Source organism: Sulfitobacter sp. HI0027 (assembly GCF_001634775.1).
GTDB lineage: Bacteria > Pseudomonadota > Alphaproteobacteria > Rhodobacterales > Rhodobacteraceae > Sulfitobacter.
On record NZ_LWER01000264.1, the window covers coordinates 16123 to 41610 of the forward strand.

Consider the following 25488-nt stretch of genomic DNA (forward strand, 5'->3'; position numbering starts at 1 on the left):
GTGCGCCGAACTCAAGCAAAGGACAGGCCATGGACATCCAGAAAATCGGTATCGTGGGAGCAGGGCAAATGGGCAACGGGATCGCCCATGTCATGGCGCTGGCGGGCTACGACGTGCTGCTGAACGATGTCAGCGCCGATGCGCTGGCCAAAGCGATGAAAACCGTGACCGGCAATATGGACCGTCAAGTCAGCCGCGAAAAGATCACCGCCGCCGAGCGCGACGCCGCCATGGCGCGCATCACCACGACCCAGACGCTGAGCGATCTGGGCCAGAGCGATCTGGTGATCGAAGCCGCCACGGAACGGGAAACGGTGAAACAGGCGATTTTCGAAGATCTGATCCCGCATCTGAAACCGACGACGATCCTGACCTCGAACACCTCTTCGATCTCGATCACCCGTCTGGCCAGCCGCACCGACCGCCCCGAGAAATTCATGGGCTTTCATTTCATGAACCCTGTGCCGGTGATGCAATTGGTCGAACTGATCCGCGGCATCGCCACGGATAAGGAGACCTATGACGCCTGCAAAGCCGTGGTGGACCGCTTGGGCAAGACCGCCGCATCGGCCGAGGATTTCCCAGCCTTTATCGTGAACCGCATCCTGATGCCGATGATCAACGAGGCGGTCTATACGCTTTATGAAGGGGTCGGCAACGTCGAGTCGATCGACAGTTCGATGAAGCTGGGGGCCAACCATCCGATGGGCCCTCTGGAACTGGCGGATTTCATCGGTCTGGACACCTGTCTGGCGATCATGAACGTGCTGCATGATGGGCTGGCCGATACGAAATACCGCCCCTGCCCGCTGCTGACCAAATATGTCGAAGCCGGGTGGTTGGGCCGCAAAACGCAGCGCGGGTTCTATGATTACCGGGGCGAGACACCGGTACCGACGCGCTAAGCCGTAAGGGTGTTGGGGGCCCTGCCCCCATCGCGCCAATGGCGCGATTCCCCCGCGGGTATTTTTAAAAGGATGAAGATCAGTTGGTCAGCGCCAAAGTGTGGGCGCGGAGCCAAGCCATGAAGCCGCGCGGGTCGTCGGTCCAGCGGTCGATCTCTTCTTGGGCAAGCGGATGGCCGACGATCGGTCCTTGGGGCTTGTCGCAGGCGTGGGCGATTTCATGCAGCAACAACCCTTGGCGCAGCATCGGGCTGAGTTTGTTCGCGATCTGATAGGCGCGGCTGTTCTGACCGGGGAAGCGCATCGGGACCACCTGCGCACCAGAGCGGCGGATCATCTTGGCGGTGAAAACGTTCCATTCTGCTTCGACCGCCGGGCCCCACCAGCTTTCTGATGCGGCAACGACGCCGGAGGGGAATAGCGCCACAACGCCGCCGTCTTTGAGGTGGGCCATGGCTTTGGCGCGCATTTCAACGCCTTTACGCTGCGCATCCGGGTCGTGCGGGAAAGGCACCGGGATCATGTAGCTGCCGGCCACCTCGTCGATCGACGTGAGCAGTGACCGGGTGAGGATACGGTAGTCGGGGCGCACACGGCCGATGAGATCGGCGAAAATCATGCCGTCGACCATGCCGTGGGGGTGGTTCGCCACAACCACGGCCGGCCCTTCTTTGGGGATGCGGTCAAGCTGCTCTTGCGGGGTGGTGAGATCGATGCCCATCGTGTCGAGTGCGGCGCGCCAGAAGGCTTGGCCCGAGGGGGTGCCGCGTTGCTCAAACTTGCGGATCAGGCGCAGGATTTTGAGCTTGCCTGTGAAAAGCTCCATCGCGGAGATCACACGCGCCTTCCATGGGTCATCGAAAGTCGAGGCATAAGACAGGCTGCGGCGGTCGTATTTGGTGAAGGTCACCGTACCGTCACCTGTCTGGGCCGGTTTGGCCGCCTGCTTTTGCGCGTCATCCATGGGGTCGGAGGATCCTTTTTCCCGCCCGGCGGGCCTAGTACCCTTCGCCGAACTTATCCGCCACGAGGGCGGTCAAAGCGTCGGCCAAGGCATCGGCATCGGGGCCGGAAGTTTGGACATCAATCGAGGTGCCGCGGGACGCGCCGAGCATCAAGAGCCCCATGATACTGTCGCCTGAGGCCGACATGCCATCCTTGCTGACTTCGGCGCGGGCATCGAAAGCCTCGACCACTTCTACCAATTTGGCGGAGGCGCGCGCGTGCAGGCCTTTTTCGTTTACGATCTTTAAAGAAAATTCGGGCATGACGTACTGGGGCCTTCTAACCTGCGCTGACATTCTGGCTGTCAATATACTTCTTACCAGCTTCGAGTGCGGCACGCACGGCATCGGGCACATCCATATGCCTCGATTTGGCGAGTTTGATCAACATTGGCAAGTTCGCGCCGTAGATGATCCGGCGGTTTTCCGGGCGGCACGCCAAGAGGCTGAGGTTTGAGGGTGATCCGCCGAAAAGATCGGTGACGACCACAACGCCGGCGCCTTGGTCCACCGCATCGGCGGCGGTGCAGATCTCGCGTTCTTTGTCGGCGCGGTCGTGGTCGGGCTCAATCGCGATGGCGCGTACGCCGAATTGGGATCCCACGACATGTTCGATCGCGGCAAGATACTCTTGCGCCAGCCCCCCATGTGCGACGATGACGATCCCGATCACGGCTTGTTTTCCTCACGATGCTGACGGTCCAGCTCACGGTGCCTAATTGACACCTGCCAGCCCTGCTCTGCAAGGCGCAAAGCGTGATCTTCCGCCATGGCGACGGAACGGTGTTGGCCACCCGTGCAGCCAAATGCGATGGAGATATGCGATTTGCCCTCTTCGCGGTAGGCGGGCAGCAACAGCAGGCTAAGGTCGAGCACCTTATCGGCGAAATCTGTGTAGCGCTTATCGCCTGCCACATGGGCCGCGACAGCCGCATCCCGCCCGTTGCTACTGCGCAATTCAGGCACCCAATAGGGGTTTCTAAGGAAACGGCAGTCATGCACCACATCGACGCCGCGCGGCAGGCCGCGTTTGTAGGAGAAGCTCTGCACCGAGACCGTGAGGTGACGCTGGCCGCCGGGGGCGAACCACTGCTCCACCTCGGCGCGCAGCTCGTGGACGTTGAGCGTGGTCGTGTCGATCAACACATCGGCGCGGGCGCGGATCGGGTGTAGCAGCTCTTGCTCGCGGGTGATGCCGTCAACTGGGCGGTCGGCGGGGGCCAGCGGGTGGCGGCGGCGGGTTTCGGAAAACCGCTGCAACAGCACATCGGGAGCACAGTCGAGATAAAGCAGCTCTGCGCTCCACCCCTGCTCGGCCGACAGGCGGCCCATCAGTTCCAGCACACCTTCGGTTGAGAAGTCGCGGTTGCGCGCGTCGATGCCCAAGGCCACCGATTGCGCATCACCGGGACGGTCAAGCAGCGCGGGCAGCAAACGCAGCGGCAGATTGTCGATCGCCTCAAAGCCCGCATCCTCCAGCACGTTAAGCGCAGAGGAACGTCCGGCGCCCGAAGGGCCGGTGACAAGGACCAACCGCCGAGTGGCGGGGTCTGTTGATGAGGTCTGACTGATCAATTCGGTTCTTTCACACCTGCTATATACAGATGAATTGTTGCCGCAAAATGAGCGCTATCGCATTTGTGAAAACAGGGCAACGTGACACCCTGTATCAGATGGCTGTGGCGCTCTGGAAGGCGCTGGTGTTCGGTATAGGCCAGATCGACGACAAGGCCCAAGGGCACGGGGCCGTGATCTGCGACCCGCAAGATGCCCACGTAACGCGCCTCGATCAGGCCGCGGATCGTGTCAGGAACGCTGGCGATCACCTGCTCGCCATGGCGGGTGACATCGGTTCGGTCATCTGCCACCAGCGTGGCGCCGAGGGCGATCAATTGCAAGGCAAGGGCCGATTTGCCCGCGCCGGAGGGGCCGAGGATCAGCACCCCACGCCCGTTGATCGCCACGCAGCTGGCGTGGAGGTTTTCGCGCTCGACTGTCATATCAGGCCCCGCGCCCGTGCTTTATGTAGGCAGCCCCACGACGAAACGCGCGCCGAGCGGTTCGGAGGTGATGTCGGCCTCAGTTGGGCGAATATTCTCGGCCCAGATCACCCCGCCGTGGGCTTCGACGATCTGTTTCGAGATCGCGAGGCCCAGGCCGGAGTTATTGCCGAAATGCTCTTCCGGGCGCTGCGAATAGAAGCGTTTGAAAATCTTGCCAAGCGCCTGTTCGGGAATGCCGGGGCCGGTGTCCTCGACCACGATCAGCACGCGGTTGGCACGCTTGCGCGCCCAGACCCGGATCGCATCTCCATCTTCGCAAAAAGAGATCGCGTTGGTGATAAGGTTCACAAACACCTGCGCCAAGCGGGCCTCAAGCCCATGTACGGTGATCGGCGCGGCGGGCAGATCGGTGATAAAGTCGATGCCCTTGGATTTCGCATCCTCGCCCAGATACTGGCCCAGATTGCCCAGCATTTGCAGCAGGTCGAAGGGCTCTTCCTCTTCCTTGACCAGTTCGGAATCAAGCCGCGAGGCGTTGGAGATGTCGCTGACCAGCCGGTCGAGGCGGCGCACGTCATGCTCAATCACATCCAGCAGCTTCTCGCGTTGGTCGTCGCGTTTGACCATGCGCAGGGTGCCGACAGCAGACCGCAGAGAGGCGAGCGGGTTCTTGATCTCATGGGCCACATCGGCGGCGAATTGTTCGTTACCGTCGATCCTGTTGTAAAGCGCCGAGACCATCCCGCGCAGTGCGCCTGACAGGCGGCCGATCTCGTCGGGGCGCGCGGTCAGGTCGGGGATGCGGATGCGGCCGGGGTTCATCTTGCGCGCATCCTTGTCGCGGCCAAGTTCGGCGGCAGTGGACAGTTCGGCCAGCGGGTTGGCAATGGTCGAGGCCAGCACGAGGCTGAGCCCGATAGAGACCAGTGTGGCGATGACGAACATCTGCAAAACGCGCTCACGTTCGCTGCGCACAAGGCGGTCAATCTCTCCCGCCGCGCTGGCCACGGCGACCACGCCGACGGGGGTGTCGCCCTGCATGATGGGGGTCACCACGCTGAACAGCGTGCCTCCTTCGATGGCAAGCGTGCCTTCCAGCCGGGTGCCGCCGGTCACGCTGGTGCCGACCATGCCGCGCAACTGTTCTTCGAGCGGTGGGGAGGCGGTGACCTCATCCGTGCCGAAGGGGGCCGAGACACGCTCCCAAAGCCAGTTCAACCCGTCGTTCAACAGCGTCCGCTCGCCCGCCTCGGAAGCGGCGAGGGCTTCGGCGACGGTCAGGCTGCCAGCGGTGCGGGCCACCAGCGTTTCCGCCGGGTCATAGACGAAAACTTCGATGCCGCCGCGCAGGTCCAGCCCCTCAAGCGTGGCGGCCACGTCGACACCGTCGCCGGTGGTCAGGTTCACAGGCGCGCCTGCGGGAAGCTGCGCTTCGATCACATCGGCGATCAGCTCCGTCTCGGACACCAGCGCCGCGGCGCGTTGTAGCGCCAGACTGTCGCGCGAGGAATTGAGGTAGAGGATCCCCGCCACCAGAACGCTGAGCGCGATGAGATTAAAGGTAATGATCTTGCGTGTCAGCGGCGAGGAGCGGAGCGAGAACAGCCCCCGCCGTTCGCGCTTGACCCGAATTTCATCCGGCGCGGCACTGTCAGGAGTGACCCAATCGTCCCCCAGTACAACATCACCGTCCCTGCCAGCAGCCATGTCCCGCACAAGCTTCCTTTCGACCCGCGTTAAGCGCCGGGTTTACTCTTCGTTATATCTATAGCCGATGCCGTAAAGCGTCTCGATCGCCGAAAATTCATCATCTGCGCTGCGCATCTTTTTGCGCAGGCGCTTGATGTGGCTATCGATCGTCCGGTCATCCACATAGACCTGATCGTCATAGGCCACGTCCATCAGTTGGTCGCGCGATTTCACGAAACCTGGGCGCTGTGCGAGAGCCTGCAACAGCAGGAATTCGGTCACGGTCAGAGACACGTCCTTGCCCTTCCAGCTGACCGCGTGGCGTAACGGGTCCATCCGCAGATCGCCACGTTCCATCACTTTGGTCTCTTCGGTATCGCCGACCTCATTCGTCTCCACCGCGTCTTGGCGGCGCAAAAGGGCGCGAATACGCTCGACCAGCAGGCGCTGGCTGAACGGCTTTTTGACGTAGTCGTCGGCCCCCATGCGCAGGCCCAGCACCTCGTCGATCTCATCATCTTTGGAGGTCAAAAAGATCACCGGCATCGCGGTTTTCTGACGCAAACGTTGCAGCAGATCCATGCCGTCCATGCGGGGCATCTTGATGTCCAGCACTGCCATATCCGGCAGTTTCTTGTTGAAGGCGTCCAACGCGGCTTGACCGTCGTTGTAGGTCTCCACTTCGAAGCCTTCAGCTTCAAGAGTCATCGAAACAGATGTCAGGATGTTCCTGTCATCGTCTACCAATGCAATCTTTGACATTGCCTGCTTCCTTATGCTGCTCAATTCGTTCTTATTTTTGGAGTCAGTGATCTCCAATATTACAGATCGAATCAATCCTTAAGTGCGAATCGTGCCTTTGAGATGCACCAATTCGGTCATAATTTGGTTAGGAATGGCTAAATTGCCGCACTTTAATTACTCTTACCCAAGATAAGACTAGGGCGGTGCGCATCGCTTTGGGCCGGGATCTAAGCGCTTCGAAACAAAGTTTTACATGATGGCGCTAACTGTGACAAAGCTGCCTGTTCAACCTGAAAACGCCCGTGTTAAGAGGCTCTCAAGGCCCCCGATGCCCAGGGCAATTGCGCCCGCTCGGACACGTACTGCGCTGCTCACGCGCTACCACAGGAGACATCACATGACATTTGGACGGGTAAACCCGCAGTTCAGCCTCGAAGATCAACAGATCAGCGGGCTCGGCGATGTCTATTACAACCTGACCGAGCCTGCGCTGGTCGAGGCGGCATTGAAACGGGGCGAAGGCAGCCTTGGCAAAGGCGGTGCCTTTCTGGTGACCACCGGCAAGTTCACAGGCCGGTCGCCCAAAGATAAACATGTGGTCAAAACCGACAGCGTGGCCGACAGCATCTGGTGGGAAAACAACGCCGAGATGTCGCCCGAAGGGTTTGACGCGCTCTATCAAGACATGATCGGCCATATGCAGGGCAAAGACTACTTCGTCCAAGACCTCGTTGGCGGAGCAGACCCCAAGCATGCGATCAACGTACGGATGGTAACGGAACTGGCATGGCACGGGCTTTTCATCCGCACCATGCTGCGCCGCCCCGATGCCGAAGCGCTGCAGGACTTCACCGCCGATTTCACCGTGATCAACTGCCCCAGCTTCCAGGCTGATCCGGCCAAGCACAACTGCCGCAGCGAGACAGTGATCGCGATGAACTTCGACCGCAAGATGATCCTCATCGGCGGCACTGAATACGCGGGCGAGAACAAAAAGTCGGTCTTCACCCTGCTGAACTACCTGCTGCCTGAGAAAGGCATCATGCCGATGCACTGCTCGGCCAACCATGCCACCGGAAACCCCGTTGATACGGCCGTTTTCTTCGGCCTGTCGGGCACCGGCAAAACCACCCTCTCGGCTGACCCTGAGCGCACGTTGATCGGCGACGATGAGCACGGCTGGTCCGACAACGGCACCTTCAACTTCGAAGGCGGCTGCTATGCCAAGACCATCAACCTCAACCCCGAGGCAGAGCCGGAAATCTACGCGACGACCTCTAAATTCGGCACCGTGATCGAAAATATGGTCTTCGATCCCGATACCTTCGAGCTGGACTTCGATGACGACTCGCTCACGGCCAACATGCGCGCCGCCTACCCGCTGCACTATATTTCCAACGCCAGCGAGAAGGCCGTCGGCGGCCACCCCAAGAACATCATCATGCTGACCTGCGACGCCTTCGGTGTGCTGCCTCCGATCGCGCGGCTCAGCCCGGCGCAGGCGATGTACCACTTCCTGTCGGGCTTCACCTCCAAGGTGGCGGGCACCGAGCGTGGCGTGACCGAGCCTGAGCCCACATTCTCCACCTGTTTCGGCGCGCCCTTCATGCCGCGCCGCCCCGAGGTCTACGGCAACCTCCTGCGCGAGAAGATCGCCCAGCATGGTGCCACCTGCTGGCTGGTCAACACCGGCTGGACCGGCGGCGCCTACGGCACCGGCTCGCGGATGCCGATCAAAGCCACCCGCGCTTTGCTGAGTGCCGCGCTTGAGGGGCGTCTGGCAGAGGCTGAATACCGCAAAGACCCGAACTTTGGCTTCGACGTTCCGGTTTCGGTCAACGGCGTCGCCGACATCCTGCTCGACCCGCGCCGCACATGGGACGATCCGGAATCCTATGACCGTCAGGCGGCCAAACTGGTCAAGATGTTCTCGGACAACTTTGAACAATACCTGCCCTATATCGACGATGATGTGAAAGCCGCAGCGATCAGCTAAGCCTTTGCGTTAGCATCCAAAACAGAAAGGGCCGCCTTGATGGGCGGCCCTTTTTGCATCTTGCCCTCAACGTTCGTCAGCCTGCGAATGTTACTTTTGCGTCCAAAGGCATCTCGCGCAGGAAGCTGTCATCAACACCGGCGATATTCACTGAGGTCGACCGGTCCACCGCCGCGATCAGGGCAAAGCTTTTGTCCGGATACCGCCCGGCCATCAGCAGGCGTTTGTAGGCCAAGGGCACCGGCTCGCCACCCTCTTCGCGTGGGATTTGGGTAACCACCTCGTCCAACCGAACGCCACAGGTCGCCTCCACCTCTCGAAAGGGGAAGTTCAGCATATTCTCAAACTCGGGCCCGCCCGGAAACAGCTTCAGTGGCCGTCCGATGCTGCTGCGCGCGTTGGTCCAGCCCCACCACTGCGTGTAGAACGATTTCTCCCCCACTTCGGTACAGATCCATCCATTGGGCGAGTCGCGATACACCAGCACATAGGGGCGCATGGCGCGAAAGGCTTCGCTCTCCAACTCTCCCCGGCTCATGCACCACGCCTGAAGCGCGGCCTGCATCATCGCGGAGCCCCCATCCCAGATCAGCGACAAGGGCTGCTGCTGCTGGTGAAAACTCCACCCGTTCGGCTCTTCGTGCGAAAGGCGCAGCATCCCGTCGGCGTGGCGCGTCTTGCCATCCAGCCACAGCTTGCCCCGGTCAATGATATCGCGCGCTTCGGGCAAGGCCTCCACGCCAGCCTTAGTCAGGGAATAGCGCCGGTTCTCAATCGTGAACAGCGGCGCGCCCATCGCCTTTTCCAATTGCTGGATATGCCGCCGAACCGTTTGCCGCGTGCTTGCCAGTTGAGCAACCGCATGGCTGAGGTTCAGCGTTTGCGCCAAAGTCACGAATGAGCGTATCATCTCGAACAAAAGGGCCGGCGCAGGGTCCTTTTGCGGAGTCGGGGGCACGGGTGCGACCGGCTCAATATCGGACATATGTTGGTTCATAGGCAACGGATGGTACATGAATCATCCGGTAACGCAACATAATCCATCCAGCCAAGGTAAATCGGTTAACCCAAAGGGGCCATATCTAGGCAATTGATCCTCAACACATTGCGGGTAGTGAATGTATTGTACTCAACCTGAGGTATTGAACTATGTCCCACCCTGTAGACGTTCACGTCGGTCGCCGACTCAAGCAGGCCCGCACCCTGCGAAGGCAATCCCAGACCGATGTGGCGCGTGAACTCAAGCTGTCGTTTCAGCAGATCCAGAAGTATGAAATCGGCTCCAACCGGATTGCCGCCAGCCGCCTGCATGAGCTTGCCCGGATACTGAATGTGACCCCCGGCTATTTCTTCGAAGGGCTGGATGACGACCACCCCGAGAACAGCAATGACCCCTCCCTTGAGATCGTGAATGCCATCGGCTCCATCAAGGACGATGCGGTAAAGGCCCGAATTCTAACGTTTATTGAGGACGTCTCTGGCGTCACAGTGTCGCGCAAAAGCTGATCGCGGCTCTCTGTCCACGCTAACTACGGCCTCGGCCACGCGGCTTGCAACAGCTTCACGGCAGCACGCAACCCCGCGGCAACCTGATGCGCGCACGCTTTAAGGGCCGGTCCTCGCAACCGGCGTCTCCCACCTTTACGCGACCAGGGTTTCCGCTTTCTTAAGATCGACAGAAACCAACTGGCTGACCCCCTGCTCCGCCATGGTCACCCCAAAGAGCCGGTCCATCCGAGCCATCGTCACCGCATGGTGCGTGATGATCAGGAACCGCGTATCGGTTTGACGACACATCTCATCCAGCAGATCGCAGAACCTGGTCACATTTGCGTCATCAAGCGGCGCGTCGACCTCGTCCAGCACACAGATCGGCGCCGGATTGGCCAAGAACACGGCAAAGATCAGCGCCATCGCGGTCAAGGTCTGCTCCCCGCCCGACAGCAGGCTCAGGGTGCTCAGCTTCTTGCCCGGCGGTTGGCACAGGATCTCCAACCCGGCTTCCAATGGATCATCGCTTTCGACCATCACGAGGTTCGCCTCGCCGCCACCAAAGAGGTGGGTAAACAGCATAGAGAAGTTCGCGTTCACCTGTTCAAAGGCCGTAAGCAGCCGCTCCCGCCCCTCGCGGTTGAGGCCCGCGATCCCGCTGCGCAGGGTCTTGATTGCCTCTTCCAAATCGGCCTTCTCGGTCAGCAGCGCGCCGTGCTCTTCGCGTATCTCTTTGGCGTCATCCTCGGCGCGCAGGTTCACCGCGCCCAAGGAATCCCGCTGCCTTTTGTAACGATTTACGTCCTCTTCCAGCGCGTCCACCGGCGGGGTCTGATCCGCCTCGATGTCCAGCGCATCGCGCAGGACCTCGGGCGTGACTTGCCGCTCGTCTTGAATACGGTCCGCCGCATGGGTCACCGTCTCACGCGCGGCATCGCTGCGCGCCTCGGCCCGGGCGCGGGCTTCCCGCGCGTCCGAGGCCTGCCGTTCCGCGTCGCGTTCGGCATCCGTCGCCGCCTTCAGCGCAGCTTCGGCGGCGGCCAGCGTGTCGGTCGCATGGGTGCGTCGCGTTTCGGCTGCGGTGATCGCACCTGACAATTCTTCCCGCTTCGCCGCGATTTCCGCCGGCACGGCACCCGCCTCGGCCAACTCCGCCTCGGAGGCGGCTTTGCGTTCAACCAATTCGGCGGTGCGCTTGCCCGCTGTCTCCAACCGGTGCCGCCAGCCGCTGGCCTCTTTCGAGACCTCTTGCACCCGGCGTCTGCGGGCTTCGCCTTCGCGGCGCAATTCGTCATGGGCCGAGCGGCGCGACATCATCGTGATCCGGGACGCTTCGACCGTCATGCGGATATCGTCGACAGTCGCACGGGCAGCGGCAAGATCGTCCAAGCCCGCCAAGGTACGTTCGGCGTCCATCACCTCGGCCCGCGCGGTAATCGCGGCCTCCTCATGGCGCTTCACGGCAAGGCCAAGGGATTCCAGACGGCTTTGAACAAGGTTGCGATCCGCCTCCGCCCGGCTCAGGGCGCGCCCCGCTTCGGCCACCTGTCGATCCGCGTCGCGCCGCGCTTCGCGGGCACGTTTGTCGGCCTCGGCCTGCTCGGCCAACTGCTGCTGCAGGGTTTCATGCGTGGCCCGTGCCGCATCGGCACGTTCGCTCACCTGTTCCAGCGCCTGTTTCAGAACTTCCAACCGGTTCAACTGCTGCAGGCGCAGGGCCGCAGCCGATGGCGCATCCTCGGCCATGGCTCGGAACCCGTCCCACCGCCAAAGATCACCCTCTGCCGAGACCAGCCGTTGCCCGGGCAGCAACTGCGCCTGAAGCCGCGCGCCCGCCTCAGGATCCACCAGCCCAATCTGGCTCATGCGGCGTTCCAGCACCTTCGGGACCGTGACATGCTGCGTCAGCGGCGTCGCCCCTTCGGGCAGCGGCTGCGCCTCTAGGTAGCCCGCCAAGATCGACCAACCGGAGGGTCGATCGGTAGCAACTTCCGGCGCGCGCAGGTCATCGGCCAAAGCCGCGCCAAGCGCCTTTTCAAACCCATGTTCGACCTGCAACCGGTCGAGGATCTGCCCGCCTTCCGCCGTGTCGCGTTCGACCAGCTTTGCCAGCGCGCCCACCTCTGCGCGCAGCGCATTGGCCTCGCCCTCGGCCTCGGACCGCTCTGCACGGGCATCGGCTTCGCGCGACTGCGTGTCGGCGCGGGTTTCTTCCGCAGCCAAAAGAGCCGCATCCGCCGCGGCTGAGGCACTAACGGCGCTCGCCTCGGCCTGCTGGGCCGCTGCGAAATCCACACCAGCTTTGTCGAGGGTCGCTTGGCTTTGAGCGACTGCAGCGCGGGCCTTGCGGGCTTCGGCTTCCGACTTCTCTAGCGTTTTGCGGCTGTCTTGAAGCAGACGTTCGGCCGAGCTGTGCCGCGCCGCCAAACGGGCGACATCTTCGGTCTGCTGGGAAAGGTCCGCCTCGCGGGTCTGCAAGACTTCCGCCGCCTCGCGCGCGGCCTCTGCCGCCGCCTCAAGCGCGCTGTCGTGCCCCTCATCGGCTGTGGCAAGCTCGGACGCTTCCCTTTCGAGGCGCTCGATCGTTTCTTCCGCGTCGCGGTTCAGCCCGCCTTCCCGCTCGATATCGCGGGTCAACTGGGTGATGCGGCTGGTCAGGGTGTCGATCAATGACGCGGCACGGGTTTCTTGATCGGCCAGCGTGTCGCGCTGTGTGGTCAGACGTTGCAGAATCGCACTCGCAATCGCTTCTTCCTCGCGTAAGGCGGGCAAGGCGGCCTCGGCCTCCTCCCGCCCTTCCGCCACGCGCCGCACCTGCGCTTCGGCCTCTGCCGTTGCGGCAACACGGGCGCGCAGGTCATCCTCGGCCTTGCCGCGCGCCTCGTCTGCTTCGCGCCAGCGGCGGTAGAGCAACGAGCCCTCGGCGCGGCGCAGCGCTTCGCCAATCTCGCGGTACTTCGCGGCCTGCCGCGCTTGCCGGGCCAGCGTGGCCAATTGAGCGGCCAATTGTTCAACCACATCATCAACACGGGCGAGGTTCTGTTCGGCCCCGTTAAGTTTCAATTCGGCCTCATGGCGGCGCTGGTAGAGCCCGGAAATGCCCGCAGCCTCTTCCAGAATGCGGCGGCGGCTTTTCGGCTTGGCGTTGATCAGCTCTGCAATCTGCCCTTGCCGGACCAGCGCCGGGCTATGCGCCCCGGTGGAGGCATCGGCGAAGAGCATCTGCACATCCCGCGCCCGGACATCCTTGCCGTTCACCTTGTAGGCGCTGCCGACATCGCGGGTGATGCGGCGCACGATCTCAAGCGCGTCTTGTTCGTTAAAGCCCGCAGGTGCCAGCCGGTCGCTGTTGTCGAGATGCAGCGCCACTTCGGCAAAGTTACGCGCCGGGCGCGAGGCGGCCCCGGCAAAGATCACGTCTTCCATGCCGCCGCCCCGCATGGCGGTCGGGCGGTTTTCGCCCATGACCCACCGCAAGGCTTCGAGCAGGTTGGATTTGCCACAGCCGTTCGGCCCCACGACCCCGGTCAGCCCGTCTGAAATGACGAGGTCAGTCGGGTCCACGAAGCTTTTGAAGCCGGTTAATCTGAGTTTGGAAAAACGCAAGTTTGCCCTGCCGTGATTGATTCTTGCCTGAGCGGCGAACTTGCCGTTTGGCACGGGTCCGAGTCAATCAAAAGCCCCAAGGGACAGGGGGCGGTCGGCGGTTATCCACAAGATATTGTCGTCTCTCGGCCATTTCCGAGACTGGCCTCCGCCAGCCCCGCCGGATCGGCGCGTGTCGTCATTCTGACGCCGTCCAAGTCACAGCCCGGTGTTCCGCCTCAACCACAGCAAGCGCCCTCTAGTCGCAATCCAACACGCCAACGGCCAGCGCCTGATCGCCCAAGACCTCTTTCACCTCGCAGCCGCTCGACTGTGCCATCGCACGCCCCGCCCGCCCGCGGATGGGGCCAAAGCGCGGCGCGTATTGGGTGTTCACCCGCACCGCTTCCGCCCGCTCCCCCCGGACACGCACATCGAACACCGAACCCTCCACGGTAATGCGTTGGGCCGGAATGCCCCTGAAGTCCCGACTAGGCGCCGTACAGGCCGCAAGGCCGATCACCACCGCAATGATAAGGAGCAAACGCATGGTTTGAGCCTGTCGCGGTTGGGTTAATAAAAGCCTAACCCAAAAGAAAAAGCCCCGGCGAAACCGGGGCTTTCAAAATTCGATGGGGCGCTGGCTTAGTGCAGCTTGGCTTCGACTTGGGCGATGCCATCGTCGATCAGCTTGTTGCCCTGTGCAGCGGTCATCTGCTTGGCGATCACATCGCGCGCAGCGGCCACAGCGATCGTCACGGCTTGGTCGCGGACTTCCTTCACAGCGGCGGCCTCGGCCGAGCTGATCTGGTCCTTCGCGGCAGCCATGCGACGGTCAAGCGACTTGGCCATATCCGCCCGTGCCTGTTCGGCAGCAAGACGGGCATCTTCCTTGGCGGAAGACACGATGCGATCCGCTTGGTCCTGCACCTCTTTCTGCTTGCGCTCATAGGAGGCGAGCAAAGTCTGCGCTTCTTCACGCAGGGCGCGGGCTTCTTCCAGCTCGGTCTTGATGCCATCGGCGCGTTTGTCGAGCATGCCGATCAACAGCGTCGGAACCTTGAAATAGATCAAGATACCGAGGAACAGCAGGAAGGCCAGCAGCACGATGAAGTCCGTGTTGCGCAGCGAGAAGAAAGGTCCGGTGGCCGCAAAAGCAGGCGAAGCCACCATGCCAGCGAGCAGGGTCGAAAGTGTCAGGCGCATGGATTTGGTCATGGCTTATCCTTTCATCCGCGCGTCGACGGCGGCATCAACGGTTGTAGCATCTGCCGTGCCACCAAGGGCGGCAACAAGCGCTTCTGCGGTGTCCTTGGCAACGGCTTGTACGTTGTCCATGGCGCCCGCGCGAATTTCGGCGATGGCTTTTTCCGATTCCGCCACTTGCGCGGCAATCTCGGCATCGGCCTTGGCCATTTCGGCATCCAGATCAGCCTGCATGTCCGCTTTGGCTTGGGCCACGATCTGCTGTGCCTCGGCACGGGCGTCGATCAGGGCCTTGTCATAGGCGGCTTCGGCTTCCTGTGCCTTGACCTTAAGGTCTTCGGCAGCCGCGATGTCATTGGTGATGGTCCCTTGGCGTTCAGCCAGAACCGCACCGATACGAGGCAGAGCCACGCGCGACAGGATCAGGTAGGTGGCGATCAGCGCGAGGATCAGCCAGAAAATCTGGTTGCCCCAGTGATCAAAGTTCAGCTGCGGCATGCCTGGCGTTTCGGCAGCATGGGTCGCAATGCCGGTCGCGTCGGCCAGCCCGTCGCTGGTTGTTACAGTTGCCATCGTGGCTTCTCCTTGGAAACTTTGCCGTTACAGCCGGGCAGACACGGCGATGCGCGCCTGCCCGCTCGTAAGGATTACAGTTCCGAGAGCTTAGACAGCGAACATCAGCAGCAGAGCGACGAGGAACGAGAAGATCCCCAGAGCTTCTGCAAACGCGATGCCGATGAACAGGGTCGCTGTCTGGCTTGCGGCTGCCGATGGGTTGCGCAGTGCGCCGGACAGGAAGTTGGCGGCAACGTTGCCGACACCCAGGGCTGCGATGCCTGTGCCGAGACCTGCGATGCCTGCGCCGATATGTGCGAGTTGACCTTCCATTGGGGTATCTCCTTACGATTGGAAGTTAAAACTTTGACGGGAAGCCCCGCCGTTGTTGGGGTTGTTAGTGTGCGGGGTGCAGCGCGTCCTTGAGGTACACGCATGTCAGGATGGTAAAGACATAGGCCTGGATAAAGGCCACCAGCACTTCGAGACCGTACATCGCGGTGATCGCGAGTACCGACACCGGAGAGATCACTGCGATGGCAGCAAAACCGGCGAAAACTTTGATAACCGCGTGGCCCGCCATGACGTTACCAGCCAGACGAATGGAGTGGCTAACAGGGCGCACGAAGTAGCTGATCAATTCGATGATTGCCAGCACCGGGCGCAGCGCCAGAGGGGCCGAGGAAACCCAGAAGAGGCTCAGGAAAGCTGCGCCATTTTTGACGAAGCCCACGACGGTTACGGTGATGAACACGGCCAGCGCCAGCACCACGGTCACCGAAAAATGCGCGGTGGGGGTAAAGGCTGTTGGGATCAGGCCGAGGAAGTTGGCCATGACGATAAACATGAACAGGGTCATGATATAGGGGAAGAACTTCAGCCCTTCCTTGCCGCAAATGTCTTCGACCATCTTGTGGATGAAGCCGTAGGCCAGCTCAGCAACCGATTGCATCCGGCCCGGAACGACCGAGCGGCGCGCGCTGCCCAGAACTAGCATCGCGAAAGTGGCCAGAACCGCCAGCGCCATCCAGAAGGTGGCGTTGGTGATGGTGTACCAAGCAACGGAAGCATCATCGCTGAAAAGCGGCGATACGATGAACTGGTCCATCGGGTGGAATTCCAGACCGCCTGTTTCAGCGCCGTTTGTCTCTGTTGCCATCTCAGGCTCCCTCGTCCTTGCCCGAATGGGGCGTATCCTGTTCGGCCGGTTCGGCCTGTTGTTTGCCCTGGATTTCCTCAGCGGTGCGGAGCATCGTCTTCACCCCCGCCGCAAGGCCCAGCATTACAAAGAGCACCATGAAAATGGGTAGCGTGCCAAAGAGCACATCAAGCCCGTATCCGATGCCGAAACCGATCCCAAGACCGGCCACAAGTTCGATCACCATCCGCCATGCCATATTGGCCTGAGAATAATGCTCATCCGCTCGGGGCTTGGGTGCGCCGCGTTGTTTCGCAGCCGCCAGTTTGGCCTCAAGCTGCTCCATCTGCTGCCGTTGGTCCGGGCTGGTCACACCAAAATCCCCTTAGGAATATCTGCTGCGGTGCTACTGTCAGGGCGGGTTAGAGTCAACAACCTTGGGCATCGCAGGTTTTCGGGTCTTTACAGTAGGTTAGCCGGAGCGAGACGGTGGCACCCTTGAAACAGCGCAAGCAAATCCCAGTGAAACCGCGCCGGATGCTTATTCAACCCGGTGGTTAAGTTAGCCGCAATGGCTGCTTTCCCACCCCCGCGCCCCGCGCTATGCAGGCACATGACCCAAGACCTAGATCAGGTGTTTGCCGCCCTTGCGGACCCCACCCGCCGCGCCATCCTCGCGATGCTGCTGGAGGATGATATGGCCGTGACCGACGTGGCCGAGCCGTTCGAGATGTCGCTGGCCGCGATCTCGAAACATTTGGGCGTGCTGACGGCGGCAGGGCTGATCAGTCAGGAAAAGCGGGGCCGTGTGAAGTGGTGCAAACTGGAACCGGATGCTTTGCGGAATGCGTCGGTCTGGATGCAGGGGTTCGGGCAGTTTGAGCCGGTGAACCTTGATGCCTTCGAGCGATTTTTGGAAATCGAACTGCCTGAGACTGCGGAAGGCGTGACGCGCTCAGGGTCTGAGTAGAGAGAGTGATCCCCCCTCGCCACGAGGTAAATAAGACAAGGGGAGGATCAATCGACGGTCAGATGACGCCGAATGCAAAACGCAAAATAGCCAATACCACTACGATCAACCCGATCAGGTAAATAATACTACGCATGGTTGTGTCCTTCACTTTGATTTCACGCCCCAACGCGGGATCACGCGGTCCGGTTCCATCAAATCTGCATCTTTTTGAATTTTTGTGTTTTTTCCGCGCTGTCGTCGCGCAGCAGCAGGTAAAGCGCCAGAATGGTCAGTAGGACGCCACCCCAAATCAGCCCGCCCGGCAGGGCATTGCCAAAACCCAGCTCCCAAAGGATCACCCAGCTTGGCGTAAGATAGGTATAGGCCATCACTTTCGCCGAGGGCAGCCGCAGCGCCGCGAATTGCAACAGAACCACCGTGGCCGCCGTGGCAAAGACCGCAACGTATAGGATCGTGATCCAGACCAAGGGCCGAAGCGCACCCCAGTCCGTCGCGCGGATATCCTGCCAGCCGTACAGCCCCAACAGCACCGTTCCCGCCAGCAAGGTGCCAAAGGTGAACATCACCGCGCTCTCGCCTCGGTTCAGCCGCCGCACCATGGGCGTATAAAGTGCGTGACTGATGCAGCCGATGAAATAAATCGCCTCCCCCCGGCCGATGTCGAACGCCAACAGAGCCGCGAGGTCGCCGCGAAAGATCACCCACAGCGCCCCGGCCCCGCCGATCGCCAATGCCAGCGCCATGCGCGGCGTCATAATCTGCCGCATCAAAACCCAAGCGAAGCCGGCCGCCATGACCGGGACGAGGGTAAAGACAGCCGCCGCAGCCACCGGCGGCGCGGTCTTGAGCCCTTCGAACATGAGCACGAAATAAAGTGTAAAGAGCCCCGCCAACACGAAATAGCGCCAAGGTGCTGCAAAGCCTGCCCGGTTGATATCGCCCCGTCCCCAAGCCAAAGCTCCGACCAATACCGTGGCCAAGGCGAACCGAACGGCATTGAGGGCCGTGGGCGTGATCTCATTCGCAACCTGCGCCCCAAGCGAGAATGACCCCGCCACCAGCGCCGAGAAACAGAGCATCGCTAGATGCCCCTGCGCCGAAGCGCTTATTCGGGACATGTGACCGCATCCTCGGCATGTTCCTTCAGGAACCGCAGCACCGCCTGCACCTTACTGGTCCGGTGCAGATCAACATGGGTGACCAACCACAGGGCACTGCTCCAATCGGGACGGGGGGCGTGAATCTCGACCAACTGCGGATCATTGCGCCCCATGGCAGCGGGCAGGCCACCGATTCCTGCCCCGGCCCGCAGTGCCGCCTCCATCGCCGCGCCGCTGGTGCTGCGCCACGTCACGCTTTCCTCTGGTACCGTGGCCCAAAGCCACTTGTGATAGGGCGCGCGGCTGTCGCGGTTATCGGCGGCGATGAAACGGTGTTTGTGGTAGTCCTCCGGCCCCTGCGGAATGCCGAATTGCGCCACGTAATCCCGGCTCGCATAGGCCCCGACCGCAAGTTGCGCATAGGGCTGCACCACATTGTCGGGCTGGTCCGGCGCGGCCCCGGCGCGGATGGCGACATGGGCCTCGCCATACTCCAGCCGAAACAGGCGATCCCCGATCAGGTAACGCACGACCAATTCGGGGTTCTGGCGCTGAAATTCGCTTAGCAATGGCGCCAGTTGCGGGGCAAGGAAATCAAGCGACGTGATCACCAATTCGCCTGACACGTCACTGCCGCGCCCCTTGATCCGCCCGGCCAATTGGCTGAACTGATCATCCGTGGCCCGCGCCACCCGCAGCAGATCCTCGCCCGCCTCGGTCGCCGTATAACCGCGCGCGTGACGCTGGAACAACTTCACGCCAAGCCGCCCCTCCAAGGCATCAATATGTCGGATAACGGTGGCATGATGCACGCCCAACACCTCTGCCGCGCCGCTGACGGTGCCAAGTTGCGCGACCTGATAGGCCGTCCTGATCTCATCCCAATTGTCCATGGTTCACCCTGCCTTCCTGACTTGTGCATTTACGAACATGGTCACGTTCATTCTGGCAGTTGCGTTCGGGAGCACAATGCCCAATTCCATGTCATCAGATTGACCCTTGGAACAAGGAGCCGCCAAATGGCCACCCTGCGTATCGAAACATCCGTGAACCGCGAGAACTCTGTCACCCGTAAGCTGACAGACCGCATCATCTCAACCCTTGGTGACAGCGATGTGGTTACCCGCGACATCGCCATTGAGCCCCTGCCGCTGATCGATTCCACATGGGCCAGCGCCCGCGTGAAACCCGCCGACGAGCGCAGCACCTTGGATCAAGAAGCCCTCGCCCTGTCCGACGCGCTGGTCGCCGAGGTCCAAGCCGCCGATACAATCGTCATCAGCGCGCCGATCTACAACTTCACCATTCCCGCATCGTTGAAAGCGTGGATTGACCTGATCGCCCGCGTCGGGGTGACCTTTAACTACACGGCAGACGGCCCCGTTGGCCTGCTTGAGAACAAGCGCGTCATCGTCGCCTTCGCCTCTGGCGGCACCGGCATCGATTCCGCCGCCGATTTCGCCAGCGGCTACCTGCGCTTTGTGCTGGGGTTCTTGGGCATCACCGATGTGACCTTTGTCGCGGCGGACCAATTGGCCATGGACGCCGAAGGCACCATCGCCCGCGCCAACGCCCAGATCGACGCGCTGCGCGACGCGGCCTAAGCAGCCTCACGCTCAGAAACAGCCGCATCCCGTCACCGGGGCGCGGCTTTTGCATGGCGGTGCTTTGCCGCCCGCCCTGCCCGGCTTGACTCGCGCCGCGCCAGCGCGTAAACGCCCCTCAATCTCCGGAAGCATTGCCTTCCGGTCCCGGCATGGCGTCGGGATCGCCCCCAGTCAGCGCGTTGCGCCCACTGGGGCATTTGTGCATTTTCGCGCGCGTCCTTAAGTAGGGGCAAGTGCAACCGACCCGAAAGGCCCTGTGCCCATGTTTGAAAATCTCAGCGAACGGCTCTCTGGTGTCTTTGACCGCCTGACCAAACAAGGCGCGCTCAGCGACGAAGATGTCAAAACCGCCCTGCGTGAAGTGCGCGTCGCCCTGCTGGAGGCTGACGTTTCGCTGCCCGTGGCGCGCGATTTTGTTAAAGCAGTGCAGGACAAGGCGACCGGCCAAGCGGTGACCAAATCGGTCACGCCCGGCCAGCAGGTCGTCAAGATCGTCCATGACGCGCTGATCGACGTGCTGAAAGGCGAAGGCGAGCCCGGCGCGCTGAAAATCGACAGCCCGCCCGCCCCGATCCTGATGGTCGGTCTACAGGGCGGCGGTAAAACCACCTCCACCGCGAAGCTCGCCAAACGCTTGAAGGAGCGTGACGGCAAGCGCGTGCTGATGGCCTCGCTCGACGTGAACCGCCCCGCGGCGATGGAGCAGCTTGCCATCCTCGGCACGCAGATCGGCGTCGACACGCTGCCGATCGTCAAAGGCGAAAGCCCCGTGCAAATCGCAAAACGCGCCAAAACGCAGGCGGGCTTGGGCGGCTATGACGTCTATATGCTCGACACCGCGGGCCGCCTGTCCATCGACGAAGAGTTGATGCAGCAGGTCAAAGCCGTGCGCGACGTGGCCAATCCACGTGAAACATTGCTGGTCGTCGACGGCCTGACCGGCCAAGACGCCGTGCACACCGCCGAGAACTTTGACGAGCGTATCGGCATCACCGGTGTCGTCCTGACCCGGATGGACGGCGATGGCCGTGGTGGTGCGGCGCTGTCGATGCGTGCCGTGACCGGCCAGCCGATCAAATTTGTCGGTCTCGGCGAAAAGATGGACGCGCTTGAGACTTTCGAGCCTGAGCGCATCGCGGGCCGTATCCTCGGCATGGGCGACATCGTCGCGCTGGTCGAGAAGGCCCAAGAAACCATCGAGGCCGAACAGGCCGAGAAGATGATGAAGCGCATGGCGAAGGGTCAGTTCAATATGAACGACCTCAAGATGCAGCTTGAACAGATGATCAAGATGGGCGGCATGCAGGGCATGATGGGCATGATGCCCGGCATGGGGAAAATGGCGAAACAGGTCGAAGACGCCGGTTTCGACGATAAGATCCTCAAGCAGCAGATCGCCCTCATTCAGTCGATGACCAAGAAAGAGCGCGCCAACCCTGCCCTGCTGCAAGCCAGCCGCAAAAAGCGCATCGCACGCGGTGCCGGCATGGAGGTCTCTGACCTCAACAAGCTGATGAAGATGCACCGCCAGATGTCCGACATGATGAAAAAGATGGGCAAAATGGGCAAAGGCGGCATGCTCAAGCAGGCCATGAAAGGCATGATGGGCAAGGGCGGGATGCCCGGCGGCATGGACCCAAGCCAGATGGACCCCAAGGCGCTGGAAGCGGCGGCCAAGCAGATGGGCGGCAAGCTGCCCGGCGGTCTGGGCGGCATGGGCGGCGGCGGCATGGGCCTGCCCGGCGGCCTCAGCGGTTTCGGGAAAAAGAAATGACCGACACCACCACAGATACCGCCAGCCGCGCCGCCGAGCTGTTGAAGGGGCATCGCGCCTCGATCGACCGGCTCGACGCGATCCTCGTCTATACGCTGGGCGAGCGGTTCAAACACACACAGGCCGTGGGGAAACTCAAGGCCACACACGACCTTCCCCCGTCCGATCCAGCCCGCGAAGCGGCCCAGATCGCACGGCTCGAAGATTTGGCGAAAGAGGCCGACCTCGACCCCGAATTCGCCAAGAAGTTCCTGAACTTCATCATCGCTGAAGTCATTCAGCACCACAAAAGCCACCAAACGTAAGGCGGGGGTCACCCCCACCCTGCACACCAACTCAAAGGACTACTCATCATGGCCATGAAAATTCGTCTCGCCCGCGGCGGCTCCAAAAAGCGCCCCTTCTACCGTATCGTTGCAGCCGACAGCCGCATGCCGCGCGACGGCCGCTTCATCGAGAAGCTGGGCACATACAACCCGCTGCTGCCGAAAGACAGCGAAGACCGCGTGAAAATGGACGTTGAAAAGATCGAAGCATGGATCGCCAAAGGCGCCCAGCCGACCGAGCGCGTGACACGTATGCTGGAAGCCGCTGGCGTTCGCGAAAAGACCGAGCGTAACAACCCCAAGAAGGGCGCACCGGGCAAGAAAGCTCAAGAGCGCGTGCAGGAAAAGGCCGACAAAGCCGCTGCCGCTGCCGAAGCTGCCAACGCCCCTGCCGAAGAAGCTTCCGCAGAATAAGCCGCGAGCGCCCGGCATGGATGCATTCTCTGAAGACTTCCGTGCCGGGCTGCACGACCTGATGCGATGGCGGCGCGATGTGCGCCGCTTTCGCACAGACCCGCTGGACGAGGCACTGGTGCAAACCTGCCTCGACAGCTTTACCCTCGCCCCTTCTGTGGGCCTGTCGGAACCATGGCGGATCATCCGCGTGCAATCTGACACCGCGCGCCGAGCCGCGCTTGAGAATTTCGAAACAGCCAATGCCCGCGCCCTTGCCGGATATGACGGCGAGAAGGCCGCGCTCTATGCCGGGCTCAAGCTTTCGGGCATGAGCGACGCGCCGGAGCAATTGGCGATTTACTGTGATGAGAGCACCGACAAGGGCAGTGGCCTTGGTGCCGGGACAATGCCCGAGATGCGCCGCTATTCCGTGGTGGGTGCGATCAACTATCTATGGCTCACCGCCCGCGCCCATGGCCTTGGGCTGGGCTGGGTTTCCGTGCTTGACCCTGCGCGGCTGAACCGTGATCTTGCCGTTCCAAGGGACTGGTCGCTGGTGGCCTATCTTTGCATGGGCTGGCCCGAAGACAACAGCCTGACGCCGGAACTGGAAACCAAGGGCTGGGAGACCCGCGCCCCAAGCCTGAAGATCGAGACCCGTTAATGAGAAAACTACTGTTCCTTCTGGCCGTGCTGGTGCTCGGCTTTGTCCTTGGCATCCGTTATGATCGGCAGTTAATGCAGGACGAATGCAAGGCCGGGGCCGGAGGATGGACCGGGACGATCTGTGTCAATTCGGAGTTGTTGCAATGAGTGACCAAGACCTGATCTGCGTCGGCGCCATCGCGGGCGCTTACGGCGTGCGCGGCGAAGTGCGCGTGAAAAGCTACTGTGCCGTGCCCGAAGACATTGAAGACTACCGCCCGCTAAGCACCGAGGATGGCAGCCGGACCTTCACCCTTGCTCTGCTGCACCCGGTCAAGAACGGCTTTGCCGCCCGCATCGCCGAGATCACCACCAAGGAAGAGGCCGACGACATGCGCGGTGTCTCTCTCTTTGCCGCGCGCGACCAACTGCCCGGCCTGCCGGATGATGAGTTCTACCACGCCGATCTCATCGGGCTTGAGGTCTATGACACCGGTGGCGCGCTGCTGGGCCGCGTGAAAACGGTGCAGAACCACGGGGCGGACGACCTGCTGGAACTGCAATTGGCGGGCACCTCGGCCACCACCTTCCTGCCCTTCACCAAGGCCGCCGTGCCGACCGTCGATCTTGCCTCGGGCCGGATCGTCGCCGACCCGCCCTTGGGCGTGCTGCCGGATGGCAAGGATGGCTGAGACCGGAGCCGGATGATGCCCCGCCGGATCATCCTGCATCCCGGCTTTCACAAGACCGGGACCAGTTCCCTTCAAGCCACATTGCGCGCCAACCGCACCGCCTTGAAACCCCATGTCGCGCTGCGCTTGCGCTGGCATATGAAAGACCTGCTGCACGCCACGCGCGGCTATTCCACATGGCGCGATCCGCTCACGCTGTTGAAAGCCGAACATCGGTTCGAGACCCTGCTCGACGGCCTGCCCCAGATGCCGCGCCGCACGCTGATCCTCTCGGCTGAGGAACTGGCCGGTCACCTGCCGGGCCGGGGCGATCTGGCCGATTACAGCGCCGCGCCCGAGTTGTTGGACAGCTTCACCCGCAGCCTGCGCCAGCGCTTTCCCCGGGCAGATATCATGGTCTACCTCTCCACCAGAGCCCCGGCGGAGTGGATCGCCTCGGCCTATTGGGAGCATGTCAAAGCCTCGTCGATGACGCTCGACCTTGCTGACTTTACTGCCCGCTATGCCCCTTCGTCGGACTTGAACGCGATGGTTCAAGAGATCACCCACCGCCTACCCTGCCCGGTGCACCATACACGGCTGGAGGATTGCCGCGATCTGCCGCTCGGGCCTGCGACTCCGCTCCTCGACCTATGTGAGCTACCGCAAGACCTTTTGAAGCAGTTAACCCTGCCACCGCCCGCAAACCAACGATTGCCTGCGGATCTTTTGCAGGCTCTGCTTGACGCCAACCGCCGACACGCCGATGACCCTCAGGCGCGCCGCCGCGCCAAGACCGCCCTACTGACACAGGCAGGAACCGCATGAAACCCACCCGCTCCCACGGACGCCAAAGCGCACGCCCCAGTCTGAAACCTCGTGCCCTGATGCAAGATACGCCCGATTACGCTGATGTCTGGCAGGCGCGGATCGTTACGCTGTTTCCCGATCTATTCCCCGGCGTGCTGGGGGCGAGCCTGACCGGAAAGGCACTGCACGAAGGCCGCTGGCAGCTGCACACCCACGACCTGCGCGATTTTGGCATTGGCAAACACCGCAATGTCGACGACACGCCCGCGGGCGGCGGGGCGGGCATGGTGATGCGCGCCGATGTTGTCGGCCCCGCACTTGCCCGCGCGCAAAGCCATGCACATGGGCGCTGGCCGATCCTTTATATGTCGCCGCGCGGGCGTCGGTTCGATCAGGCCATGGCGCGCGATCTGGCAAGCTGCGCAGGGGTGACGATGCTCTGCGGGCGGTTTGAAGGGGTCGATGAGCGGGTGATCGAACATTTCGGCATCACCGAGGTCAGCTTGGGCGATTTCGTCATGACGGGCGGCGAACTGGCGGCCCAAGCGATGATCGACGCCACCGTGCGCCTTCTGCCCGGCGTGCTGGGCAATGCCGACAGCATCGAAGAGGAAAGCCACGCCTCGGGGCTGTTGGAACACCCGCAATACACCCGCCCCGCCACATGGGAGGGGCGCGACATCCCCCCTGTGCTGATGTCGGGCAACCATGGCGAGATTGCAAAATGGCGGCAAGCGCAGGCCGAAGACCTGACCCGCAAACGCCGCCCCGACATGTGGGCCGCGTTTGAGGGCAAAGACTAAGCAAGCCACCCCTAGGGAACCCGCCCTCGCGCGGCGCGTTGATCCCCCATATTGGAGGGAGAAACCA

At 61.9% G+C, this 25488-nt stretch carries 30 protein-coding genes; 13 read left to right on the forward strand and 17 right to left on the reverse strand.

Annotated features, from left to right (window positions below; translation table 11 throughout):
• The first annotated feature begins 29 nt into the window (after positions 1–29).
• Complete coding sequence (locus A3722_RS15300) at positions 30–905, forward strand: 3-hydroxybutyryl-CoA dehydrogenase (protein ID WP_067623959.1); 876 nt, start codon at positions 30–32, stop codon at positions 903–905.
• Positions 906–984: 79 nt separating this feature from the next.
• Here A3722_RS15300 and A3722_RS15305 read toward each other — a convergent pair whose 3' ends face one another.
• From A3722_RS15305 to A3722_RS15335, 7 genes are read right to left on the reverse strand one after another with little or no spacing between them, the layout of a single operon-like run.
• On the reverse strand, positions 985–1869 hold the full coding sequence (locus tag A3722_RS15305; RefSeq protein WP_067623962.1) for a lysophospholipid acyltransferase family protein: 885 nt from the start codon (positions 1867–1869) through the stop codon (positions 985–987).
• A 34-nt stretch (positions 1870–1903) separates the two neighbouring features.
• On the reverse strand, positions 1904–2173 hold the full coding sequence (locus tag A3722_RS15310; protein WP_067623964.1) for an HPr family phosphocarrier protein: 270 nt from the start codon (positions 2171–2173) through the stop codon (positions 1904–1906).
• A gap of 16 nt (positions 2174–2189) precedes the next feature.
• Entirely contained in the window at positions 2190–2582 is a 393-nt protein-coding gene (locus tag A3722_RS15315) for a PTS sugar transporter subunit IIA (RefSeq protein ID WP_067623967.1), read from the reverse strand.
• On the reverse strand, positions 2579–3484 hold the full coding sequence (gene rapZ / locus A3722_RS15320) for an RNase adapter RapZ (protein WP_082849510.1): 906 nt from the start codon (positions 3482–3484) through the stop codon (positions 2579–2581). Before rapZ ends, A3722_RS15315 begins: the two co-directional genes overlap by 4 nt.
• Positions 3481–3909 (reverse strand): HPr kinase/phosphorylase, encoded by a 429-nt coding sequence (locus tag A3722_RS15325; protein WP_067623969.1) that lies wholly within the window; start codon positions 3907–3909, stop codon positions 3481–3483. Before A3722_RS15325 ends, rapZ begins: the two co-directional genes overlap by 4 nt.
• 21 nt (positions 3910–3930) lie before the next feature.
• On the reverse strand, positions 3931–5619 hold the full coding sequence (locus A3722_RS15330) for a sensor histidine kinase (RefSeq protein WP_067623972.1): 1689 nt from the start codon (positions 5617–5619) through the stop codon (positions 3931–3933).
• A gap of 42 nt (positions 5620–5661) precedes the next feature.
• Entirely contained in the window at positions 5662–6363 is a 702-nt protein-coding gene (locus A3722_RS15335; RefSeq protein WP_067260621.1) for a response regulator transcription factor, read from the reverse strand.
• Positions 6364–6742: 379 nt separating this feature from the next.
• Here A3722_RS15335 and A3722_RS15340 point away from each other — a divergent pair, with 379 nt between their 5' ends.
• Complete coding sequence (locus tag A3722_RS15340; RefSeq protein ID WP_067916280.1) at positions 6743–8341, forward strand: phosphoenolpyruvate carboxykinase; 1599 nt, start codon at positions 6743–6745, stop codon at positions 8339–8341.
• 76 nt (positions 8342–8417) lie between these two features.
• Here the strand turns inward: A3722_RS15340 and A3722_RS15345 are convergent, their stop codons facing one another.
• Positions 8418–9326 carry a LysR family transcriptional regulator gene (locus A3722_RS15345; protein ID WP_236627437.1) on the reverse strand — a complete coding sequence of 303 codons (909 nt, stop codon included), beginning with the start codon at positions 9324–9326 and terminating at the stop codon, positions 8418–8420.
• A 164-nt stretch (positions 9327–9490) separates the two neighbouring features.
• Between A3722_RS15345 and A3722_RS15350 the strand changes: the two genes are divergently transcribed.
• Positions 9491–9847, forward strand: a complete 357-nt coding sequence (locus tag A3722_RS15350) for a helix-turn-helix domain-containing protein (RefSeq protein WP_067627207.1) — start codon at positions 9491–9493, stop codon at positions 9845–9847.
• Positions 9848–9982: 135 nt separating this feature from the next.
• Here A3722_RS15350 and smc read toward each other — a convergent pair whose 3' ends face one another.
• The 7 genes from smc to A3722_RS15385 form a co-directional block, all read right to left on the reverse strand.
• On the reverse strand, positions 9983–13438 hold the full coding sequence (gene smc, locus A3722_RS15355) for a chromosome segregation protein SMC (RefSeq protein WP_067627205.1): 3456 nt from the start codon (positions 13436–13438) through the stop codon (positions 9983–9985).
• Between the two features lie 238 nt (positions 13439–13676).
• Entirely contained in the window at positions 13677–13967 is a 291-nt protein-coding gene (locus A3722_RS15360; protein ID WP_067627203.1) for a hypothetical protein, read from the reverse strand.
• A gap of 95 nt (positions 13968–14062) precedes the next feature.
• Entirely contained in the window at positions 14063–14623 is a 561-nt protein-coding gene (locus A3722_RS15365; protein ID WP_067627217.1) for a F0F1 ATP synthase subunit B, read from the reverse strand.
• A gap of 15 nt (positions 14624–14638) precedes the next feature.
• Entirely contained in the window at positions 14639–15196 is a 558-nt protein-coding gene (locus A3722_RS15370) for a F0F1 ATP synthase subunit B' (protein WP_120351898.1), read from the reverse strand.
• 90 nt (positions 15197–15286) lie between these two features.
• The gene (locus A3722_RS15375) at positions 15287–15511 is read right to left on the reverse strand and encodes a F0F1 ATP synthase subunit C (protein ID WP_007118046.1); all 225 of its coding nucleotides are present in this window, start codon (positions 15509–15511) and stop codon (positions 15287–15289) included.
• A 64-nt stretch (positions 15512–15575) separates the two neighbouring features.
• Positions 15576–16337 (reverse strand): F0F1 ATP synthase subunit A, encoded by a 762-nt coding sequence (locus tag A3722_RS15380; protein WP_067627201.1) that lies wholly within the window; start codon positions 16335–16337, stop codon positions 15576–15578.
• Position 16338: 1 nt separating this feature from the next.
• The gene (locus tag A3722_RS15385) at positions 16339–16689 is read right to left on the reverse strand and encodes an AtpZ/AtpI family protein (RefSeq protein ID WP_067627199.1); all 351 of its coding nucleotides are present in this window, start codon (positions 16687–16689) and stop codon (positions 16339–16341) included.
• 240 nt (positions 16690–16929) lie between these two features.
• On the opposite strand from A3722_RS15385, the gene A3722_RS15390 reads away from it, so the two are divergent.
• Entirely contained in the window at positions 16930–17286 is a 357-nt protein-coding gene (locus A3722_RS15390; RefSeq protein WP_067627198.1) for an ArsR/SmtB family transcription factor, read from the forward strand.
• Positions 17287–17480: 194 nt separating this feature from the next.
• Here the strand turns inward: A3722_RS15390 and A3722_RS15395 are convergent, their stop codons facing one another.
• Positions 17481–18407, reverse strand: a complete 927-nt coding sequence (locus tag A3722_RS15395; RefSeq protein WP_201722044.1) for a DMT family transporter — start codon at positions 18405–18407, stop codon at positions 17481–17483.
• On the reverse strand, positions 18395–19282 hold the full coding sequence (locus tag A3722_RS15400) for a LysR family transcriptional regulator (protein WP_067627196.1): 888 nt from the start codon (positions 19280–19282) through the stop codon (positions 18395–18397). Before A3722_RS15400 ends, A3722_RS15395 begins: the two co-directional genes overlap by 13 nt.
• A gap of 126 nt (positions 19283–19408) precedes the next feature.
• Here A3722_RS15400 and A3722_RS15405 point away from each other — a divergent pair, with 126 nt between their 5' ends.
• The 9 genes from A3722_RS15405 (at position 19409) to trmD (ending at position 25421) form a co-directional block, all read left to right on the forward strand.
• The gene (locus tag A3722_RS15405) at positions 19409–19993 is read left to right on the forward strand and encodes an FMN-dependent NADH-azoreductase (RefSeq protein WP_067627194.1); all 585 of its coding nucleotides are present in this window, start codon (positions 19409–19411) and stop codon (positions 19991–19993) included.
• 265 nt (positions 19994–20258) lie between these two features.
• Entirely contained in the window at positions 20259–21770 is a 1512-nt protein-coding gene (ffh, locus tag A3722_RS15410; RefSeq protein ID WP_067627192.1) for a signal recognition particle protein, read from the forward strand.
• Positions 21767–22075 carry a chorismate mutase gene (locus A3722_RS15415; RefSeq protein WP_067627191.1) on the forward strand — a complete coding sequence of 103 codons (309 nt, stop codon included), beginning with the start codon at positions 21767–21769 and terminating at the stop codon, positions 22073–22075. The genes ffh and A3722_RS15415 overlap by 4 nt, the downstream gene beginning before the upstream one ends.
• A 48-nt stretch (positions 22076–22123) precedes the next feature.
• Positions 22124–22510 carry a 30S ribosomal protein S16 gene (gene rpsP, locus A3722_RS15420; protein ID WP_067627189.1) on the forward strand — a complete coding sequence of 129 codons (387 nt, stop codon included), beginning with the start codon at positions 22124–22126 and terminating at the stop codon, positions 22508–22510.
• 16 nt (positions 22511–22526) lie between these two features.
• Positions 22527–23156: a 5,6-dimethylbenzimidazole synthase gene (gene bluB / locus A3722_RS15425; RefSeq protein ID WP_067627187.1), complete on the forward strand. Its 630-nt coding sequence runs from the start codon at positions 22527–22529 to the stop codon at positions 23154–23156.
• The gene (locus tag A3722_RS24585) at positions 23156–23305 is read left to right on the forward strand and encodes a hypothetical protein (protein WP_201722045.1); all 150 of its coding nucleotides are present in this window, start codon (positions 23156–23158) and stop codon (positions 23303–23305) included. Before bluB ends, A3722_RS24585 begins: the two co-directional genes overlap by 1 nt.
• Positions 23302–23829, forward strand: a complete 528-nt coding sequence (gene rimM / locus A3722_RS15430; RefSeq protein WP_067627186.1) for a ribosome maturation factor RimM — start codon at positions 23302–23304, stop codon at positions 23827–23829. The genes A3722_RS24585 and rimM overlap by 4 nt, the downstream gene beginning before the upstream one ends.
• A gap of 15 nt (positions 23830–23844) precedes the next feature.
• A complete protein-coding gene (locus A3722_RS15435) occupies positions 23845–24636 on the forward strand; it encodes a hypothetical protein (RefSeq protein WP_067627211.1) in 792 nt (263 codons plus the stop codon).
• Positions 24633–25421 carry a tRNA (guanosine(37)-N1)-methyltransferase TrmD gene (gene trmD / locus A3722_RS15440; RefSeq protein WP_067627184.1) on the forward strand — a complete coding sequence of 263 codons (789 nt, stop codon included), beginning with the start codon at positions 24633–24635 and terminating at the stop codon, positions 25419–25421. Before A3722_RS15435 ends, trmD begins: the two co-directional genes overlap by 4 nt.
• Positions 25422–25488: the final 67 nt, after the last annotated feature.

Excerpts from the sequence above, each read along its gene's own strand:
- ffh (WP_067627192.1), top strand. The coding sequence starts at position 20,259 with ATGTTTGAAAATCTCAGCGAACGGCTCTCTGGTGTCTTTGACCGCCTG.
- A3722_RS15415 (WP_067627191.1), top strand. The coding sequence starts at position 21,767 with ATGACCGACACCACCACAGATACCGCCAGCCGCGCCGCCGAGCTGTTG.
- bluB (WP_067627187.1), top strand. The coding sequence starts at position 22,527 with ATGGATGCATTCTCTGAAGACTTCCGTGCCGGGCTGCACGACCTGATG.
- A3722_RS15390 (WP_067627198.1), top strand. The coding sequence starts at position 16,930 with ATGACCCAAGACCTAGATCAGGTGTTTGCCGCCCTTGCGGACCCCACC.
- A3722_RS15335 (WP_067260621.1), bottom strand. The coding sequence starts at position 6,363 with ATGTCAAAGATTGCATTGGTAGACGATGACAGGAACATCCTGACATCT.
- A3722_RS15435 (WP_067627211.1), top strand. The coding sequence starts at position 23,845 with ATGCCCCGCCGGATCATCCTGCATCCCGGCTTTCACAAGACCGGGACC.
- A3722_RS15395 (WP_201722044.1), bottom strand. The coding sequence starts at position 18,407 with ATGTCCCGAATAAGCGCTTCGGCGCAGGGGCATCTAGCGATGCTCTGT.
- A3722_RS15310 (WP_067623964.1), bottom strand. The coding sequence starts at position 2,173 with ATGCCCGAATTTTCTTTAAAGATCGTAAACGAAAAAGGCCTGCACGCG.
- A3722_RS15350 (WP_067627207.1), top strand. The coding sequence starts at position 9,491 with ATGTCCCACCCTGTAGACGTTCACGTCGGTCGCCGACTCAAGCAGGCC.
- A3722_RS15365 (WP_067627217.1), bottom strand. The coding sequence starts at position 14,623 with ATGCGCCTGACACTTTCGACCCTGCTCGCTGGCATGGTGGCTTCGCCT.
- A3722_RS15330 (WP_067623972.1), bottom strand. The coding sequence starts at position 5,619 with ATGGCTGCTGGCAGGGACGGTGATGTTGTACTGGGGGACGATTGGGTC.
- A3722_RS15300 (WP_067623959.1), top strand. The coding sequence starts at position 30 with ATGGACATCCAGAAAATCGGTATCGTGGGAGCAGGGCAAATGGGCAAC.
- A3722_RS15345 (WP_236627437.1), bottom strand. The coding sequence starts at position 9,326 with ATGTCCGATATTGAGCCGGTCGCACCCGTGCCCCCGACTCCGCAAAAG.
- A3722_RS15370 (WP_120351898.1), bottom strand. The coding sequence starts at position 15,196 with ATGGCAACTGTAACAACCAGCGACGGGCTGGCCGACGCGACCGGCATT.
- A3722_RS15360 (WP_067627203.1), bottom strand. The coding sequence starts at position 13,967 with ATGCGTTTGCTCCTTATCATTGCGGTGGTGATCGGCCTTGCGGCCTGT.
- A3722_RS15340 (WP_067916280.1), top strand. The coding sequence starts at position 6,743 with ATGACATTTGGACGGGTAAACCCGCAGTTCAGCCTCGAAGATCAACAG.
- A3722_RS15305 (WP_067623962.1), bottom strand. The coding sequence starts at position 1,869 with ATGGATGACGCGCAAAAGCAGGCGGCCAAACCGGCCCAGACAGGTGAC.
- A3722_RS15400 (WP_067627196.1), bottom strand. The coding sequence starts at position 19,282 with ATGGACAATTGGGATGAGATCAGGACGGCCTATCAGGTCGCGCAACTT.
- A3722_RS15325 (WP_067623969.1), bottom strand. The coding sequence starts at position 3,909 with ATGACAGTCGAGCGCGAAAACCTCCACGCCAGCTGCGTGGCGATCAAC.
- A3722_RS24585 (WP_201722045.1), top strand. The coding sequence starts at position 23,156 with ATGAGAAAACTACTGTTCCTTCTGGCCGTGCTGGTGCTCGGCTTTGTC.
- A3722_RS15405 (WP_067627194.1), top strand. The coding sequence starts at position 19,409 with ATGGCCACCCTGCGTATCGAAACATCCGTGAACCGCGAGAACTCTGTC.
- A3722_RS15375 (WP_007118046.1), bottom strand. The coding sequence starts at position 15,511 with ATGGAAGGTCAACTCGCACATATCGGCGCAGGCATCGCAGGTCTCGGC.
- rpsP (WP_067627189.1), top strand. The coding sequence starts at position 22,124 with ATGGCCATGAAAATTCGTCTCGCCCGCGGCGGCTCCAAAAAGCGCCCC.
- rimM (WP_067627186.1), top strand. The coding sequence starts at position 23,302 with ATGAGTGACCAAGACCTGATCTGCGTCGGCGCCATCGCGGGCGCTTAC.
- trmD (WP_067627184.1), top strand. The coding sequence starts at position 24,633 with ATGAAACCCACCCGCTCCCACGGACGCCAAAGCGCACGCCCCAGTCTG.
- A3722_RS15380 (WP_067627201.1), bottom strand. The coding sequence starts at position 16,337 with ATGGCAACAGAGACAAACGGCGCTGAAACAGGCGGTCTGGAATTCCAC.